The organism is Klebsiella sp. JB_Kp031 (assembly GCF_040064295.1).
In the GTDB taxonomy this organism is placed as follows: domain Bacteria; phylum Pseudomonadota; class Gammaproteobacteria; order Enterobacterales; family Enterobacteriaceae; genus Klebsiella; species Klebsiella quasipneumoniae.
In genome coordinates this window covers 106833-122430 of the sequence record NZ_JBEAJW010000022.1, presented here as the reverse complement: position 1 = coordinate 122430, position 15598 = coordinate 106833, and the positions used below count along the sequence as shown (strand labels likewise).

The window sequence follows — 15598 nt, the reverse complement described above, 5'->3', positions numbered from 1 at the left end:
GGATAGCGACTTCACGGATTATCCGTGAGATTTCTCACAAAGCCAAAAAAGCGTCTACGCTGTTTTAAGGTTCTGATCACTTGGGCGTGATGGAGAAGCTATGAGTTCATCGTGTATAGAAGAAGTAAGTGTACCAAATGATGACTGGTACCGGATTGCAGCTGAATTGTTGGGCCGTGCGGGAATTGAAATCAACGGCTCCGCGCCGTCAGACCTGCGGATTAAAAACCCTCTTTTTTTTAAACGCGTATTGCAGGAGGGGTCGCTGGGTTTAGGCGAAAGCTATATGGACGGCTGGTGGGACTGCGAGCGTCTGGATATATTCTTCCATAAAGTGCTCCGCGCCGGGCTGGAAAAACAACTCCCTCATCATTTCAAAGACACACTCCGCATCGCAGGCGCTCGCCTGTTTAACCTGCAAAGTAAAAAACGCGCCTGGATTGTCGGCAAAGAGCACTATGACCTCGGCAACGATCTATTCAGCCGGATGCTGGATCCCTACATGCAATATTCCTGCGGTTACTGGAAAGAGGCGCAGACCCTCGAAGCCGCGCAGCAGGATAAGCTGGATCTCATCTGCCGTAAGCTGGAGCTCGAGCCAGGCATGCGAGTGTTGGATATCGGCTGCGGCTGGGGCGGTCTTGCCGAATATATGGCGCGAAATTACCAGGTGAGCGTTGTCGGCGTGACCATCTCCGCCGAACAGCAAAAGATGGCCCAGGCGCGCTGCGATGGCCTTGACGTAGAGATTCGTCTTCAGGATTATCGCGATCTGCACGACAGCTTCGACCGCATTGTCTCCGTCGGCATGTTCGAGCATGTGGGTCCCAAAAATTACGCCACCTACTTTGAGGTCGCCGATCGTAATTTAAAACCCAACGGCCGCTTCTTACTGCACACCATCGGTTCCAAAGTCACCGACCATAACGTTGACCCGTGGATCAATAAATATATCTTCCCCAACGGCTGCCTGCCGTCGGTACGGCAGATCGCCGATGCCAGCGAGAAGCATTTTGTGATGGAAGACTGGCACAACTTCGGCGCCGATTACGACACCACCCTGATGGCCTGGTATGAGCGTTTCCTCGCCAGCTGGCCGGAAATTGCCGATAACTATTCAGAGCGTTTCAAACGCATGTTCAGTTATTACCTGAACGCCTGCGCCGGCGCCTTCCGCGCCCGCGACATTCAGCTCTGGCAGGTGGTGTTCTCGCGCGGGGTTGAACACGGACTGCGCGTCGCCCGTTAGAACACAGTCCCCCGCTCACCGGCGGGGGATTTTTTTTCAGGCTTCACTGACCTTTGCCGCCATCTCTTTCGCCGCCAGCACGCGTTCGACCGTATCGACAACCGCCTGGGTTTGCGGGTCGATCTCGATATTGACGCGGTCGCCCAGCTTTTTCGCCCCCAGCGTGGTCCGCTGCAGCGTCTCCGGAATAAGATGCACGCAGAATCGGGTTGCCGTCACCTCACCTACCGTCAGGCTGATGCCATCGATACCGATGAATCCTTTATAAAGGATATATTTCATCAGCGTCGGGTCCTGTACTTTAAACCAGATCTGACGGTTATTTTCGGAAGTGAGGATCTTCACGATTTCCGCGGTGGTCATAATATGGCCGGACATCAAATGCCCGCCGATTTCATCACTGAATTTCGCCGCCCGCTCGACGTTAACTTCATCCCCGACCTGAATATCGCCGAGATTGGTAATCCGCAGCGTCTCTTTCATGAGATCAAAGCTGATGCGCGCGCCGTTGATGTCGGTCACCGTCAGACAGCAACCGTTGTTGGCTACCGATGCCCCGGTTTCGAGCCCCTCCAGCATATGCGCCGGCAGCTCCACCACGTGGGTGCGAAAATTGGGTTTATCATCAATGGAGACCACTTTCGCGGTTCCCTGAACAATACCAGTAAACATGTTTGGCTCCTGTTGAAAATCATGACGGTATCATTACCGTTTTCGCTATCGGGAACAATAACAGGAGGGCTGAGCGGTTGCCAGCGCGCTTCGTGCCTCGACTCTTTTTTCACTGGCTTAATGGCTAATCCTCGCTACAATAGACTGGAATTTCCTCATTTTTATCCCCTTGCTGCCAGTTACGGCGGCTTTTTTAGTCTCAAAATAACAACAATACAAAGGTGTTCACGTGCAGAAGTATTTCATTGAAGCGCGTCAGTTATTAGCTCTGGCTATACCCGTCATTCTTGCGCAGGTAGCGCAGACGGCGATGGGTTTTGTCGATACCGTGATGGCGGGCGGCTACAGCGCCACCGATATGGCCGCGGTGGCCATCGGAACCTCCATCTGGCTGCCGGCCATTCTCTTCGGCCATGGGCTGCTGCTGGCGCTGACCCCGGTGGTGGCGCAGCTTAATGGCTCCGGGCGGCGGGAGCGTATCGCGCCGCAGGTGCGTCAGGGCTTCTGGCTGGCGGGGCTGGTCTCGGTGCTGATCATGGTCGTGCTGTGGAACGCCGGGTATATCATCAGCTCCATGCATAATATCGACCCGCTGCTGGCGGAGAAAGCGGTTGGCTATCTGCGCGCGCTGCTGTGGGGGGCGCCGGGCTATCTGTTCTTCCAGGTCGCCCGTAACCAGTGTGAAGGGCTGGCAAAAACCAAGCCCGGAATGGTCATGGGCTTTATCGGTTTACTGGTCAACATTCCGGTGAACTACATCTTTATCTATGGCCATTTCGGCATGCCAGAGCTGGGCGGCGTCGGCTGCGGCGTGGCGACCGCCTCCGTTTACTGGGTGATGTTTGCCAGCATGCTGTGGTGGGTGCGCCGGTCGCGTTCGATGCGCGATATCCGCTGCGCCGAGGGCTTCAGCGGCCCCGATTTCGCCGTCCTGCTGCGGCTGGTGCAGCTGGGGCTACCCATCGCCCTGGCGCTATTCTTCGAAGTGACCCTGTTTGCCGTCGTCGCGCTGCTGGTCTCCCCGCTCGGGATCATTGACGTCGCCGGCCACCAGATTGCGCTGAACTTCAGCTCGCTGATGTTCGTTCTGCCGTTGTCGCTGGCGGCCGCGGTCACCATTCGCGTCGGCTTCCGCCTCGGCCAGGGCTCAACGATCGATGCCCAGGTTTCCGCCCGTACGGGTGTGGGCGTGGGCGTCTGCCTGGCGGTGTTTACCGCTATCTTTACCGTGCTGATGCGTAAGCAAATTGCCCTGCTGTACAACGATAACCCGGAGGTGGTGATGCTGGCCTCGCATCTGATGCTGCTGGCGGCGGTCTACCAGATCTCGGACTCTATTCAGGTGATCGGCAGCGGTATCCTGCGCGGCTATAAAGATACGCGGTCTATCTTTTTTATCACCTTTACCGCGTACTGGGTGCTGGGTTTACCCAGCGGCTACCTGCTGGCGCTGACCGACGTGATTGTCCCCCGCATGGGGCCCGCCGGCTTCTGGTGCGGATTTATCATCGGCCTGACCTCCGCCGCTATTATGATGATGCTGCGGATGCGTTTTCTGCAGCGCCAGCCCTCCAGCATCATCTTACAGCGCGCCGCGCGCTAATCCTGCCAAAGCCCGCCACCCTGGCGGGCTTTTTCTTTCTTCAGTTATGTTCCGACGTTGTACATTCCGTTACTCCCCGACACCAAAGACTCACTGATGAGCGCCCCGGAGATGCATATAGTGTGGCCAACAGCCCCGCAGTGGGGTTACTCAGGAAACCAATTCGAGGATTTCAGCATGAAAAAAGTATTAGCTCTGGTTGTTGCCGCTGCTATGGGTCTGTCATCTGTTGCTTTCGCAGCCGACGCCGCGACCACCACCCCGGCTACCGCAGCCAGCCACACCACCGTTCACCACAAGAAACATCACAAAGCGGCGGCGAAACCGGCAGCCGAACAGAAAGCCCAGGCAGCGAAGAAACACCATAAAGCGGCGACAAAACCGGCCGTAGCGCAGAAAGCCCAGGCAGCGAAGAAGCATCACAAAGCCGCGGCGAAACCGGAAGCAGCGCAGAAAGCCCAGGCAGCAAAGAAACACCATAAAGCGGCGCACCACGCAGCCAAACCGGCGGTACAACCGGCGGCATAACGGTCAGGGCGTTAAGGTGATAAACCGGCGCTGAATAGCGCCGGTTTTTTTCAGGAGGACATCATGCTGCAACGCTATCGCTTCGAATTGCTGTTGGTTCTGCTCATCGTCTGCGCGCTGTTTACCCTTCGCTTGATGTTTAAATAGCGGGCTGCTGAACCCATTTACGGGCCGGCGGCGTATAGTCGCGGAAACCGGCGATAATCTCCTCTGGCGAAGCAGCAAACGGCAGCATCTCCGCGTAGCGCGGGTGCATAAATCCTTCCCGTACCATGTTATTGACCATCGCCTGCAGCGGATCGTAATACCCCTTGATATTCAGGAATGCGCACGGTTTTTCATGGATGCCCAACTGCGCCCAGGTCCACTGTTCGAAAATCTCTTCAAGCGTCCCCGCTCCGCCCGGCAGAGCAATAAAGCCGTCGGCCAGCGCCGCCATTTTGGTTTTTCGTTCGTGCATATCCTCCACCACATGCAGCTCCGTCAACCCGCGGTGGGCAATTTCCCGCTCCACCAGGCCGCGCGGCATTACGCCGATGACCGTGCCCCCGGCCTCCAGCGCCGCATCGGCAACCGCCCCCATCAAGCCAACTTTGCCGCCGCCATAGACAACAGCCAGTCCCTGCTGCGCCAGCATGTGGCCAACCCGTCGGGCGGTTTCGAGATACAGCGGATGTTCGCCAGCTGAAGAACCGCAGAAAATACCAATCGATTTCATCTTCCTTATTACTCCTCTCTTCTGGTGGGCGATAATTTAACACAACGGCAACCCTTACGCGCAGGGTGAGACCGGCAAAGAAAAGAGAGGCGAGGCGCCTGCTGGCGAAGAAATATCCTTGTGGTTCAGTAAAATATCGCCGGAGTGGGTAAAAGATCCGCAATCGCATACAATGTACAAGAAAAGTGACGTTTACCTCTTGCCACATCCCCTGCCTGCCGCTAATATGCGTCCCCGTTGTCACCACAACATTGCGTTCGTAGCTCAGTTGGTTAGAGCACCACCTTGACATGGTGGGGGTCGTTGGTTCGAGTCCAATTAAACGCACCATAATGCGTCTGTAGCTCAGTTGGTTAGAGCACCACCTTGACATGGTGGGGGTCGATGGTTCGAGTCCATTCAGACGCACCAATCTCGTTTCGTATCATTCCCCCTCAACATTAGCCTGCTGCATCGTGACCGGAAAACGCACGCCTTCTGCGCTTCCAGCCTGAACGTCATCGAACCCTGCCAGCGACAAAGCGAAACCCGATTATTCGCGACCAGGAATAGCCTGCGCCATCGCCAGGGCATCCTCCCCTGCCGGCAACCGCGAAGGGGCTTGAGGATCGTTCACCATCCGCCAGACGGCCTGAGCCACATCGGCAGCCTGCGTCACGCTGGCGTTATCCTGGATGCTGTCGAGGATCTGCTGGCCGAGCGGCGCATAGCTCTCCGGGAGCTGGCCCATCGTTCGACGAGCGTTTTCCCCGAAGCGGGTCTGGGGAGCGCGTCCCGGCAGGATCACACCGACGCGAATATTAAAGGGCCACAGCTCCAGCGCCAGCGACTCCGTGAAGGCATTCACCGCCGCTTTACTCGCGGTATAGACCGCCAGCAGGGGCATCGGCTGCAGGGTGACCGCCGAGGTGATATTAATGATCGTCCCGCTACGGCGCGCTCTGAACCGGGGAAGTACCGCCTGGGTCATGGCGATAGTCCCAAGCGTGTTGGTGGCAAACAGGTTCGCTATCGCCTCGTGTGACGCCCCCTCCAGGGCATTGAGCATCCCCACTCCGGCGTTATTGACCAGAACGTCAATCTCTCCGGCCTCGGCAATCGCCTCGGCGATACTCTGCGCTGAGGTGACGTCAAGACGCACCAGCCGCAGACGGTCGCTGGCCGGCAACAGATCCTCGCGCGGAACCCGCATCGTGGCGATAACCTTCCAGCCCTGTTCAAGAAAATAACGTGCCGTCTCCAGACCAAAACCCGATGAACAGCCGGTGATCATAATCGTTTGCATCTCTCTGTCTCCGTTGGTTTCTTCCTTTTCATCATAGACAGCCCGCTCCGGACGATATAGGGTCAATAATCCATTATTCTTTAGCAGGAGTCCGGAAATGAGCGACCCGCTGGCGGAAATCATAGCGATGCTCAATCTCAGAGCGGTGCTGACCAAAACCATTGAGGGGGCGGGAGAATGGCGCGTTAAACGTTCAGACCAGGGGATGTCGTTCTACGGCGTGGTACTGGAAGGCGGCTGTCGGCTGGAAATAGACCAGCATGCGCCGCAGATCCTGCGCGCCGGGGATTTTATGTTGATCCCGGCGGCGTACCGCTTCGCGTTAACCAGCCTGACCCCGCCGCCTTCACCGGCGCTGGAGACCACCCCGGTGAAGCTTGCGGCGGAACACTTTCGCCTGGGAGCTCTCGACCAGCCAGCGGAGATGCAGGCGCTGATTGGCCACTGCGCTGCCGATTCGGATAACGCCAGCCTGCTAACCTCCCTGCTGCCCGCCTTAGTGGTGGTTCGCGACCAGCCGCGGCTGGCCACCTTTGTCGGGCTGCTGAAAGAGGAAGCCCAGGCGGATCGCGCAGGCAAATCTTTCGTTCTGGCGCGGATGGTTGAGCTGCTGTTTATCGAGGCCATCCGATCCTGCGGAACGCTCGCCACCCCCGGACTGATGCGCGGCCTGAGCGACCCGCGGGTCGCTCAGGCAATCCGCCTGCTGCATCAGGCCCCCGCCAGACGCTGGACCGTCAACGCCCTGGCCGCCGACTGCGCGCTGTCTCGCTCGACGTTATTTGAACGCTTTACCGGCCTGACCGGAATGACCCCGATGGGCTATTTGTTGAGCTGGCGCATGACCCTGGCCATGCAGTGGCTGGGCGAGACGGGCATCAGCATAACGGATATCGCCGAGCGCCTCGGCTATGGCTCGACCAGCGCGTTCAGCGTGGCCTTTACCCGATATGCCGGGATATCGCCGGGCAAATATGCCCGCCAGCGGGCGGCGCAGTGCCCCCAAGGCCCGCCATAAGTTAACCTGCCGCAATCGTCGTCTGCAGCCAGCGCTCAAACACCTGCAGCGCCGGCTCCCCCTCGCCGCCGCCGGGTTTGATCAGGCAAAAGCGCTTGGCCAGCGTCGGCAAGCCCGGCCATGGGGCGACCAGCGTCCCGCTGCGCAGTTCGCTCTCCACATACATCTTCGGCACCAGGGCCACGCCCTGCTGGCTGAGTACCGCAGCGATTGCCATCTCATGCAGATCATAGCGCGGCCCCTGCGCCGGGTTATCCAGCGCCAGACCGCATTCGCGGGCATAGTGCAGCCAGGCGTCCGGGTTTTGCCGCCGATGAATGCGCGGCAGCCGGTTCAGCAGCCCCGGGAGATCGTCATCCGTCAGCAGCGCGGCATGACAGACCGGCAGCAGATACTCCGCAAATAAAAACGTCACATCCATTCCGGTCCACGCCGGGTGATCAAAATGGATCGCCGCATCAAATCCGCTGCCCGGCAGAATAAAGGGGTCGCTGCGGGCGGCGATATTGACCACGATATGCGGATGCTGCGCCGTGAACTGCCCGAGCCGGGGGATGAGCCAGCGGCTGGCGAAGGTGGGGAGCACGGCGATCTCGAGACTGCGGCCATCGGCGGGCATCCCGCTGACGTCGTGGGTTTCCCGCTCCAGCCTGCTGAGGATCTCGCGGACCTGTCTGGCATAGCGGGCGCCAGCCGGATTGAGCCGTACCCGGCTCCCGATCCTGTCAAAGAGTTTGCTGTCGAGGAGCGCTTCCAGACGGGCGATCTGCCGGCTGATGGCCCCTTCCGTTAACGCGAGCTCCGCCGCCGCGCGGGCAAAGTTGCCGTGGCGGGCGGCGGCCTCAAAGGCCAGTAGCGCAGCGCTGCTGGGGATTTTACGACGCATAGCCAATGCTCCTTGTGCGGGCCCATTGAAAGTCAGTGACATAATATCACTGAGTGATGAATAAACATCGTTTTTCAGCGCCATTATTGCCGGATATGATGAAGAAAACTCACTAAAACGCGTTATGCGCTGAATCATCTGTCTCTCGAGGTCACTATGCTCTATGTCGTCGAATGCGCCTACACCGACCCGCAAAGCGAAGCGGCGTGGAATACCTTTTACAATCGGGAAAAATTGCCGGCGCTGGTCTCGGTGCCCGGTTTTCATGCCTCCCAGCGCTTCTGCGCGTTCAGCGAGGGCTGCCCTCGCTACCTGGCCCTACACGATATCCGCGATGCCGCCGTCCTCGACAGCGACGCCTATCGCCGCAATGGTGGGGGTCATTTTGCCCGCTGGCAATCGGCGATCGCCGACTGGCATCGCCACCTCTATCTCACGACTCACGCGCTGCGGGAGGTGGCTCCTGACGAGGTGCTGCTGCTGAGCGATACCGCGGAAGCCCTGCCCGTCGCTGCGCCGATCGTCCTGCAGCCCGGGGGTCTGGCCACCCGGCATACCCGCTATGCCGCCATCGTCCCGCGTGACGATCTGCATCACCGGGTCACCTCTGCCGCGGTCTTTATCTATCAGCCCATTACCGCCAGGTTGCGTCACCCGGCGGAGCAAGCGTGAGGTCAACATGACACCTGCTCCCTTTTATACCCTGACAGCAGGCGACCTGACGATAAGCGCCATCAGTGATGGTCAGATGACAGCGCCGCTGACGCTACTCGCGGGGATCGCCCCTGAAGAGGCGGCGCGTCTGCAGCGCCAGGCCGGGTTAACCTCGCCGGAGGCCATCGAGATCGGCGCTTACCTGATCCGCGGACGCGGGCACACGGTGCTAGTGGATACCGGCACCGGCGGGGCCAACGGCGTCGGCGGCGCGCTTATTGCCAATCTGGCGCTGCTCGGCGTGCGCCCTGAGGAAATTGACACCATCCTTCTCACTCACGCGCACCCGGACCATATCGGCGGCCTGCTGACCGCCGCCGGTACACCGGCTTATCCCAACGCCATGGTGTTCCTACCCTCGCGGGAAAGCGCTTACTGGCTGGCGCCATCGACACTGGACAACGCCAGCGATCGTGGACAACGTAACGTGCTGCTCGTCCGCCGCATAATGGCGATCTGTGCGACGCGAATTCGTGATATTGATGAAGACGAGCCGGTAGCCGGGATCCGGCCATGTCCCCTGCCCGGCCATACGCCAGGGCATACCGGATATCGCCTTGAGGCGGGCGGAACGTCGCTGCTAATCTGGGGGGATATCGTCCACTTTCCCTCGATCCAGAGCGCCCGGCCAGAGGTGTCGGTGGCATTTGACGTCGATCCTGACCAGGCCCGGCATACACGGGAAAGTCTGCTGCGCCAGGCCGCCAGCGAACGGTGGCTCATCGCCGGTATGCATCTTGGCCTGCCAGGTTTCGCCCGCGTGGAGAATACCGCCTCAGGCTACTGCCTGCGCCCGGTGTGACCTTCGCGGCGAACACCGATCACAGCGAAACCCCGGTCGTGACATTAACGCGACCGGGACGTGGTGTCTGGGGAAGTGGACTAGCCGTTAACCGCGGCTCTTCCAGCCTTTTTTACTTTTGCAGCTGGCTTTGGTGGCGACCCATGGGTGACGCAGTTGGGTCAACTGAAGATCCTGAGAGGCCGGGCTGGCGGACCAGCGTTTGTTGCACAGAGGCTTACGAGTTGCAATGACCATAAAAACGCTCCTGAAAGTAATGAACAGTTCCCTGGGTAATTCCATAAGTTCAGAATCAGCTTATCACCGCTTAAACGTAGTTATTTCAATCTTTGTTTTGCTATGTAAATGGTGATTGCCACCTGAAAGGTATTAAATTGATCTAGATCAATGTAAGTGCGATTTTTTGATTTCGCCACCTATATTTTCAACCGTTTAACTTCGGCCACCGCTTGATTAAGACTTTTCCTATACCACATAATCCAACAGAAGAGGGCAAGATTATCAGATTTTTATTCTAGTTATGTATGCTAATGTGGTTAATTGTTTTGATTATTCTAGCTAATAAAATTCACTTGGTCAGACCGCCGCAGGCGGGTACTCTGCACCGGCAATACGGGGATTTGTCAGGGAGTGGTGGATGACTACAGGCTATAAACTACTTGGCTATAAGTTAGCGGATAATATTTTCTACTGCCTGCATCATCGGGAAATTATCGCGTTACGTGGGACGCGAACGCAGGTTCAGCTGCGCAGCACCATGGCTTGTTTACTGGAGTATTTGCTGGCGCATGGCAGAGAACGTCTGGTCAGCGATGAAGAGTTAATGATTAACGTCTGGGAAAAAAATAATCTCCGTCCGTCCGCGCAGCGATTATGGCAGGTTATCCAGACCCTAAAATCTCGCTTAAACCAGGCGGGGGTCGAAAGCACGTTAATTGTCCGCGTTAAATGCGCAGGGTATTATATTAACCCTGCTTGCGTAGCCGAAATTTATTCCTTCAAACCGCCGGGCATGATGAATTATATAAATAACTCGCCTGCTGATATGAATAAGCTCCTGGTTCGCAACTAATCTCCTCTCCACGCCGTTTAGATCGCTTGCAACAGGATTTATTCTTTGAATATTTTAATTCACAGCAATAATATTTATTTTAATATCGGCCTCGCCCAGTGTTTCAGAGATATTCAGGAAACCCTGCCCGGTCTGAATATTATTCATTCACTGCCGCTCAGCCATCTGCCCGATCTGGCCGGGATGGATGTAATTATTTTAGCGCTGGAAAACTATCACGATTATCAGGCCGCTGCTGAATTAGCCCAGCGCTATCCCGGTCTGGTGGTCGGATTTACCTCCGCCAACAATGTGAGACGCGGACGCGCCTTTTACGCGGATACCCTCCTGTGGGTCAGCCAACGGGAAAGCGTTCACGAGATCGGCCGCCTTCTGCGCCGGCTGGCAGACCGTAGCCGCCCTTTCGCGCCGCGCCATCAGCGTCAGAGTCACTCCTCCCGGCTGCGAGCCCCACTTAATGACCTGGAGATGCAGATGATTCGTGGCGTGGTCGACGGACAGTCAATTAATCAGATGGCGGACGCGCTGGGGGTTAATCGCAAGCGGGTTTATAACGGACTGGAGCGGATCAAAATGAATTTTCGCCTCGTCAGCCATACCCATTTTCATCATTTTATGACCGCGGAGGCCACGTTTAGCCACCTCTGCGCCGATCTCAGCTGCTATAGACCAGGAGTACGGCCAGCCCGGCAACGACGTGCCGCATCGCGATCGGCCGAAAATCATTCATATAATTTGAATGAGTTTCGCAAATTGTTTTGATTTTAACCACGAGGTATTGCGCGTATTCTTTATCACATCAGGGCGACAAGCCCTATATCAGACACCAGATTAAGGAATACGACCATGAAATCCATCAAAACTTTCGTTGCTGTTGCTGCACTGTCACTGTTCTCTTCCGTTAGCTTCGCCCAGAGCGTCAGCGCCACCGCCTCCACCCTGGACCGTGCTGAAGCCAAAATCGCCGCCCAGGCCGCTGAGCAGGGTGCGTCCTATAAAATCACCAGCGCCCAGTTTAATAATCGCGTCCATATGACGGCTGAGCTGAGCAAATAATCTCTTCGTTCTTTCGCAATGAAAAAAGCGCCGTCAAAAACGGCGCTTTTTTTTCGCCTCTTTCTCCGGGCAGTGATTTCCTGAGCGGCGCGCTGTAGCGTTCAGCCAATTCCGGGCCAATACTTACCGCATCCCCCGGAAAAGAGAACCCGATGATGAAAGCCTGGATCGTCAACAAACCCGGTTCACTGGACAATCTGCAGCTTGTCGATCTTGCCGACCCCGGCGCGCCGGCGGCAGGCGAGATCCGCGTAGCGCTCCACGCCACCTCCCTGAATTATCACGATTTGCTGGTAGCGACGGGGGTGATTCCTACCGCCGATCGGCGGATCCTGATGGCGGACGGCGCGGGGGTGGTCGAAGCGGTTGGCGCCGGAGTCAGCGAGTTTCAGCCAGGCGACCGGGTGGTGGCTGGCTTTTTCCCGCAGTGGCTGGATGGCCGTCCTGGCCCGCAGGTGAAGGACTTCAGCCAGACCCCGGGCGACGGCGCCGAGGGGTTTGCCTGCCAGTATGTGGTCAGACCGGCCAGCCATTTTACCCATGCGCCTGACGGATGGAGCTTCAGGGAAGCGGCGACTATCACCACCTCCGGCCTCACCGCCTGGCGCGCGCTGGTGGTGGAGGGGCGGCTAAAAGCGGGCGATACGGTGCTGACGCTCGGCACCGGCGGCGTGTCGATAACCGCCCTGCAGCTGGCGAAAAGCATGGGCGCGCAGGTCATCGTCACCTCCTCATCAGATGAAAAGCTCGCCCGCGCGCGCGCGCTGGGGGCTGACCATCTCATCAATTACCGCACCACCCCGGCGTGGGGTGCTACGGTGCAGGACATCACCGGTCATCGCGGGGCCGATATTATCCTCGAGCTCGGCGGACCGGGCACCCTGAGCCAGTCGTTCGAAGCCGTCCGTATTGGCGGACACATCGCCCTCATCGGCGTCCTGACTGGCTTCGAAGGTCATGTGCCCACCCATCTGCTGATGAGTAAACAGGCCCGGTTGCAGGGGCTGGTGGTGGGTCATCGCCGGCAACAACAGGACTACGTCAACGCGCTGAACCTGCAGGCGTCGCGGCCGGTCATCGATAAAGTGTTTGATTTTGCGGCCTTACCAGACGCCTTCCGCTATCTGCAAAGCGGCGCCCATTTCGGCAAAATTTGCGTGGAGTGGTAGGGGTGAGGAGATGAGATGAACAGGGCCTCCGTGCCCTGGGAACGGCTTTATTCGAAAAAGACGTCCGGATTGTCCGACAGCGAAACAAAGGATTTCGTGTTTTTATCCAGCGCCTGAATCTCGCCGCTTTCAATGTCGTAGAACCAGCCGTGCAGGCGCAGGGTATGGTCGCGCAGGCCGACGGCCACCGACGGGTGGGTTTTGATGTTGTTCAGCTGAGCGATGACGTTTTCCTGCACCATGCCGTTGACCTTATCGGTTTCGCTGGCCCAGGTTTTCTTTTCCACCACCGCTTTTGCAGCATCAGCGTAGCGCAGCCAGTGAGACACCGCCGGCATCGGCTCCAGGCACTGGCAGGTGGCGATCGCTTTCATCGCCCCGCAGTTTGAGTGGCCGCAGATCACGATATCAGTCACGCCCAGCGCAACCACGGCATACTCAATGGTCGCGGATACACCGCCCGGCTCCGGCCCGAAAGACGGCACGATATTCCCGGCATTACGAATAACAAAGAGCTGTCCCGGCTCCTGCTGGGTAACCAGTTCCGGCACCAGACGGCTGTCAGAGCAGGAGATGAAAAGCGCTTTGGGATTCTGGCTGGAAGCCAGGCTGCGGAAGAGCTCTTTACGCTGGGGGAAGATCTCTTTCTGGAAGTTGAGGAAGCCCTCAATGATATGTTGCATAGCAGTGTCTCTTCTCTGTAGTTATTACGGTATGACAAAGATCACAGTTATTCAGTTTACCATTGCTGACAAGAATGGGAATCGTTATTCAAACAGTTGCGCAGAAAACGCGCGCCGCGGATGCCCATTCAGCCTCGCCTATTCCACAGGGTTTTCACGTGCTTTCCTGAGCCAGTTTGCTACTCTGTCTGCTCGTACCGTCCCCACGTTGCCGACCGCCTGACGGCGGCGAACACACCAGGAGTTGCTATGTTCTTATCCAGCCTGATGGCCATTGCCGCGGTGCTGATCATGGGCGTGATCAGTCCCGGCCCGAGCTTTATTTTTGTCGCGCGCAATGCGGTCGCCCGCTCGCGCCTGCACGGTCTGGTGACCGCCCTCGGCACCGGCGCCGGCGCCGCCATTTTTTCTATTATGGCGATGCTGGGCCTGCAGAAGGTGCTCACCGCGGTGCCGGAGCTGTTTATTGGCTTGAAAGTAGCGGGCGGGCTCTACCTGTTGTGGCTGGGCTATAAGATTTTCCGCGGTTCGGCGCAGCCGATGGATTTCTCCGCCAACGGTATGGCCGGTAACCGTTCGTTGCTGAAGACCTTCCGCGACGGGCTGTATACCCAGCTGAGCAATCCCAAAACCGCGCTGGTGTTTGCCTCAATTTTTACCGCCCTGCTGCCGACGCAGATCCCCACCGCGTTCTATTACATCGTGCCGCTGATGAGTTTTCTGATTGACGTCAGCTGGTATTCGCTGGTGGCGCTGGTGCTCTCCGCCGATCGCCCGCGTCGGGTCTACCTGCGGTTGAAGCGGCGAATCGATATCGCCACCGCGACGGTGCTGGGGGCGCTGGGCCTGCGGCTTATCGCGACCTCTCTCACCCGCTAGCGGCTACACGGTATGGATACGGATATCGTGTTGCTGAAAGGCAACGCGATATTCGCGACTAATATTATCCTCCACCACCAGCACATCGATATCGCTGCTCGCGGCCACCACGAACCGCGCCACCGCCGGAATTTTATCCGAGGTCAGGCCGATGATAATTTCGCTGCACTGCTTAATCACCGCTTTCTTAAACTCACAGTCGGCATAGTCAAAACCGGTCAGGCCTGACTCTGGCGCCATGGCGCAGCCGCCGATAAACCCCTGGTCGAATAACATCCCCTGCACCTGAGCCACCGCCGCGGCCCCAACGCAGCCCCCGCTCGCCCGCTGCACCTGACCGCCGAGCATCACCACGTCGTAGAGCGGCTTTTTCACCAGCACCGCGGCGATCTCCGGAGAGTTCGTCACCACTGTCAGCGCAAGCTCGGCGGGCAGCGCCTCGGCCATCGCCAGATTGGTGGTGCCGGTATCAATGAAAATAGTGCCGCCGGGTTTCACCAGCCGGGCGCACTGCTGCGCGATCCTGAGTTTTGTTGCTCGGTTTTTATCTTTCCGTTCACTGTAGTCTCCCGCTTCCGGCAGGCTCAACACCGCCCCGCCGTAGACTTTTTTACAGACGCCTTCGCGGCTAAGCTCATGCAGATCGCGGCGGATAGTATGCTCAGACACCTGAAGACGCGCCGCCAGATCCGCACACACCACCCTGCCGTTTTCCTGCAGGATCTGGCAAATCAGCGCTTGTCGCTGTTGGGGAAAAGCAGCATAATCGAGCAAATCAACTCCTTAAATAATCATAAACGAGCAACAGTAAGCATGATCGTCTGCCCTGCTGTGATTGTCAATGTTCCTGCCCGGAGGTTTACCATGAAAATTGCCCATTTCGCTCTGTGGACCCAACAGCTTGAGGCTCAGGCCCGCTTCTGGGTCGAGTTCTTTGCCGCCAGTATTAATGAAAAATACCTCAGCCAGACCAACCCCGGATTTGCCTCCTATTTTGTCACCATCGACGACGAAGTAGTGATCGAGCTGATGACCAAGCCTGGCCTGCAGCAGGCCAGCGCGGATAATAACCATACCGGCTGGGCGCATCTGGCCCTCTCGGTGGGCGGCGCAGAACAGGTCGATGCCCTTGCCCAACGCGCTGGAGCGGCGGGAATACTGGTTTCACCCCCGCGCACCACCGGCGACGGCTATTATGAGGCGGTGATCGCCGATCCCGATGGCAACCTGATTGAAATCGTCGCATAGTCAGTAGACCGCCAGC

General features: G+C 57.9%; 19 protein-coding genes and 2 tRNA genes. 14 read left to right on the top strand and 7 right to left on the bottom strand.

The window, feature by feature from the left end:
* Nucleotides 1-100 precede the first annotated feature (100 nt).
* Nucleotides 101-1249 carry a cyclopropane fatty acyl phospholipid synthase gene (cfa, locus tag ABLV64_RS07860; RefSeq protein WP_023318439.1) on the top strand — a complete coding sequence of 383 codons (1149 nt, stop codon included), beginning with the start codon at nucleotides 101-103 and terminating at the stop codon, nucleotides 1247-1249.
* A gap of 36 nt (nucleotides 1250-1285) precedes the next feature.
* Here the strand turns inward: cfa and ABLV64_RS07855 are convergent, their stop codons facing one another.
* On the bottom strand, nucleotides 1286-1921 hold the full coding sequence (locus ABLV64_RS07855; RefSeq protein ID WP_004202894.1) for a riboflavin synthase: 636 nt from the start codon (nucleotides 1919-1921) through the stop codon (nucleotides 1286-1288).
* A 229-nt stretch (nucleotides 1922-2150) separates the two neighbouring features.
* On the opposite strand from ABLV64_RS07855, the gene mdtK reads away from it, so the two are divergent.
* Together mdtK and asr are read left to right on the top strand one after the other, a co-directional pair.
* Nucleotides 2151-3524 carry an MdtK family multidrug efflux MATE transporter gene (gene mdtK, locus ABLV64_RS07850; RefSeq protein ID WP_004202895.1) on the top strand — a complete coding sequence of 458 codons (1374 nt, stop codon included), beginning with the start codon at nucleotides 2151-2153 and terminating at the stop codon, nucleotides 3522-3524.
* A 177-nt stretch (nucleotides 3525-3701) separates the two neighbouring features.
* Entirely contained in the window at nucleotides 3702-4052 is a 351-nt protein-coding gene (gene asr / locus ABLV64_RS07845; protein WP_004202896.1) for an acid resistance repetitive basic protein Asr, read from the top strand.
* A 139-nt stretch (nucleotides 4053-4191) separates the two neighbouring features.
* On the opposite strand, the gene ABLV64_RS07840 is transcribed toward asr, so the two are convergent.
* A complete protein-coding gene (locus ABLV64_RS07840) occupies nucleotides 4192-4770 on the bottom strand; it encodes a TIGR00730 family Rossman fold protein (protein WP_004202897.1) in 579 nt (192 codons plus the stop codon).
* Nucleotides 4771-5023: 253 nt separating this feature from the next.
* Here ABLV64_RS07840 and ABLV64_RS07835 point away from each other — a divergent pair.
* Together ABLV64_RS07835 and ABLV64_RS07830 are read left to right on the top strand one after the other, a co-directional pair.
* A tRNA-Val gene (locus ABLV64_RS07835) sits at nucleotides 5024-5100 on the top strand.
* 4 nt (nucleotides 5101-5104) lie between these two features.
* A tRNA-Val gene (locus ABLV64_RS07830) sits at nucleotides 5105-5181 on the top strand.
* Nucleotides 5182-5302: 121 nt separating this feature from the next.
* Here the strand turns inward: ABLV64_RS07830 and ABLV64_RS07825 are convergent.
* Nucleotides 5303-6055 carry an SDR family oxidoreductase gene (locus ABLV64_RS07825; protein WP_186997713.1) on the bottom strand — a complete coding sequence of 251 codons (753 nt, stop codon included), beginning with the start codon at nucleotides 6053-6055 and terminating at the stop codon, nucleotides 5303-5305.
* Nucleotides 6056-6152: 97 nt separating this feature from the next.
* On the opposite strand from ABLV64_RS07825, the gene ABLV64_RS07820 reads away from it, so the two are divergent.
* A complete protein-coding gene (locus ABLV64_RS07820) occupies nucleotides 6153-7073 on the top strand; it encodes an AraC family transcriptional regulator (RefSeq protein WP_186997714.1) in 921 nt (306 codons plus the stop codon).
* Nucleotide 7074: 1 nt separating this feature from the next.
* Here ABLV64_RS07820 and ABLV64_RS07815 read toward each other — a convergent pair whose 3' ends face one another.
* Nucleotides 7075-7959, bottom strand: a complete 885-nt coding sequence (locus ABLV64_RS07815) for a LysR substrate-binding domain-containing protein (protein WP_032456178.1) — start codon at nucleotides 7957-7959, stop codon at nucleotides 7075-7077.
* A 156-nt stretch (nucleotides 7960-8115) separates the two neighbouring features.
* On the opposite strand from ABLV64_RS07815, the gene ABLV64_RS07810 reads away from it, so the two are divergent.
* Together ABLV64_RS07810 and ABLV64_RS07805 are read left to right on the top strand one after the other, a co-directional pair.
* Nucleotides 8116-8631 carry a hypothetical protein gene (locus ABLV64_RS07810; protein WP_048294980.1) on the top strand — a complete coding sequence of 172 codons (516 nt, stop codon included), beginning with the start codon at nucleotides 8116-8118 and terminating at the stop codon, nucleotides 8629-8631.
* Nucleotides 8632-8638: 7 nt separating this feature from the next.
* Nucleotides 8639-9475: an MBL fold metallo-hydrolase gene (locus ABLV64_RS07805; protein WP_186997716.1), complete on the top strand. Its 837-nt coding sequence runs from the start codon at nucleotides 8639-8641 to the stop codon at nucleotides 9473-9475.
* Between the two features lie 87 nt (nucleotides 9476-9562).
* Here the strand turns inward: ABLV64_RS07805 and ABLV64_RS07800 are convergent, their stop codons facing one another.
* Nucleotides 9563-9712 carry a hypothetical protein gene (locus tag ABLV64_RS07800; protein ID WP_002907802.1) on the bottom strand — a complete coding sequence of 50 codons (150 nt, stop codon included), beginning with the start codon at nucleotides 9710-9712 and terminating at the stop codon, nucleotides 9563-9565.
* A gap of 400 nt (nucleotides 9713-10112) precedes the next feature.
* Between ABLV64_RS07800 and ABLV64_RS07795 the strand changes: the two genes are divergently transcribed.
* The 4 genes from ABLV64_RS07795 to ABLV64_RS07780 all read left to right on the top strand — a co-directional run bounded on the left by ABLV64_RS07795 (nucleotide 10113) and on the right by ABLV64_RS07780 (nucleotide 12772).
* Nucleotides 10113-10547: a winged helix-turn-helix domain-containing protein gene (locus ABLV64_RS07795; RefSeq protein ID WP_017899535.1), complete on the top strand. Its 435-nt coding sequence runs from the start codon at nucleotides 10113-10115 to the stop codon at nucleotides 10545-10547.
* Between the two features lie 45 nt (nucleotides 10548-10592).
* Nucleotides 10593-11309, top strand: a complete 717-nt coding sequence (locus ABLV64_RS07790) for a hypothetical protein (RefSeq protein WP_064183321.1) — start codon at nucleotides 10593-10595, stop codon at nucleotides 11307-11309.
* Between the two features lie 84 nt (nucleotides 11310-11393).
* Nucleotides 11394-11603, top strand: a complete 210-nt coding sequence (locus ABLV64_RS07785; RefSeq protein ID WP_004202908.1) for a YdgH/BhsA/McbA-like domain containing protein — start codon at nucleotides 11394-11396, stop codon at nucleotides 11601-11603.
* A 152-nt stretch (nucleotides 11604-11755) separates the two neighbouring features.
* Nucleotides 11756-12772: an NAD(P)-dependent alcohol dehydrogenase gene (locus ABLV64_RS07780; protein WP_222615980.1), complete on the top strand. Its 1017-nt coding sequence runs from the start codon at nucleotides 11756-11758 to the stop codon at nucleotides 12770-12772.
* A 47-nt stretch (nucleotides 12773-12819) separates the two neighbouring features.
* Here the strand turns inward: ABLV64_RS07780 and ABLV64_RS07775 are convergent, their stop codons facing one another.
* Nucleotides 12820-13455 carry a carbonic anhydrase gene (locus ABLV64_RS07775; protein WP_004202911.1) on the bottom strand — a complete coding sequence of 212 codons (636 nt, stop codon included), beginning with the start codon at nucleotides 13453-13455 and terminating at the stop codon, nucleotides 12820-12822.
* Between the two features lie 249 nt (nucleotides 13456-13704).
* Between ABLV64_RS07775 and ABLV64_RS07770 the strand changes: the two genes are divergently transcribed.
* Complete coding sequence (locus ABLV64_RS07770) at nucleotides 13705-14334, top strand: LysE family transporter (protein ID WP_064149860.1); 630 nt, start codon at nucleotides 13705-13707, stop codon at nucleotides 14332-14334.
* A gap of 3 nt (nucleotides 14335-14337) precedes the next feature.
* Here the strand turns inward: ABLV64_RS07770 and ABLV64_RS07765 are convergent, their stop codons facing one another.
* Nucleotides 14338-15108 carry a DeoR/GlpR family DNA-binding transcription regulator gene (locus ABLV64_RS07765; RefSeq protein ID WP_080846826.1) on the bottom strand — a complete coding sequence of 257 codons (771 nt, stop codon included), beginning with the start codon at nucleotides 15106-15108 and terminating at the stop codon, nucleotides 14338-14340.
* 90 nt (nucleotides 15109-15198) lie between these two features.
* Here ABLV64_RS07765 and ABLV64_RS07760 point away from each other — a divergent pair, with 90 nt between their 5' ends.
* Nucleotides 15199-15582, top strand: coding sequence for a VOC family protein (locus tag ABLV64_RS07760; RefSeq protein WP_004202917.1), 384 nt, complete (start codon nucleotides 15199-15201; stop codon nucleotides 15580-15582).
* Nucleotides 15583-15598 lie beyond the last annotated feature (16 nt).

Coding starts and splice junctions, on each gene's coding strand:
- cfa (WP_023318439.1), top strand. CDS start 101: ATGAGTTCATCGTGTATAGAAGAAGTAAGTGTACCAAATGATGACTGG.
- ABLV64_RS07855 (WP_004202894.1), bottom strand. CDS start 1,921: ATGTTTACTGGTATTGTTCAGGGAACCGCGAAAGTGGTCTCCATTGAT.
- asr (WP_004202896.1), top strand. CDS start 3,702: ATGAAAAAAGTATTAGCTCTGGTTGTTGCCGCTGCTATGGGTCTGTCA.
- ABLV64_RS07840 (WP_004202897.1), bottom strand. CDS start 4,770: ATGAAATCGATTGGTATTTTCTGCGGTTCTTCAGCTGGCGAACATCCG.
- ABLV64_RS07825 (WP_186997713.1), bottom strand. CDS start 6,055: ATGCAAACGATTATGATCACCGGCTGTTCATCGGGTTTTGGTCTGGAG.
- ABLV64_RS07820 (WP_186997714.1), top strand. CDS start 6,153: ATGAGCGACCCGCTGGCGGAAATCATAGCGATGCTCAATCTCAGAGCG.
- ABLV64_RS07815 (WP_032456178.1), bottom strand. CDS start 7,959: ATGCGTCGTAAAATCCCCAGCAGCGCTGCGCTACTGGCCTTTGAGGCC.
- ABLV64_RS07810 (WP_048294980.1), top strand. CDS start 8,116: ATGCTCTATGTCGTCGAATGCGCCTACACCGACCCGCAAAGCGAAGCG.
- ABLV64_RS07805 (WP_186997716.1), top strand. CDS start 8,639: ATGACACCTGCTCCCTTTTATACCCTGACAGCAGGCGACCTGACGATA.
- ABLV64_RS07800 (WP_002907802.1), bottom strand. CDS start 9,712: ATGGTCATTGCAACTCGTAAGCCTCTGTGCAACAAACGCTGGTCCGCC.
- ABLV64_RS07795 (WP_017899535.1), top strand. CDS start 10,113: ATGACTACAGGCTATAAACTACTTGGCTATAAGTTAGCGGATAATATT.
- ABLV64_RS07785 (WP_004202908.1), top strand. CDS start 11,394: ATGAAATCCATCAAAACTTTCGTTGCTGTTGCTGCACTGTCACTGTTC.
- ABLV64_RS07780 (WP_222615980.1), top strand. CDS start 11,756: ATGATGAAAGCCTGGATCGTCAACAAACCCGGTTCACTGGACAATCTG.
- ABLV64_RS07775 (WP_004202911.1), bottom strand. CDS start 13,455: ATGCAACATATCATTGAGGGCTTCCTCAACTTCCAGAAAGAGATCTTC.
- ABLV64_RS07770 (WP_064149860.1), top strand. CDS start 13,705: ATGTTCTTATCCAGCCTGATGGCCATTGCCGCGGTGCTGATCATGGGC.
- ABLV64_RS07760 (WP_004202917.1), top strand. CDS start 15,199: ATGAAAATTGCCCATTTCGCTCTGTGGACCCAACAGCTTGAGGCTCAG.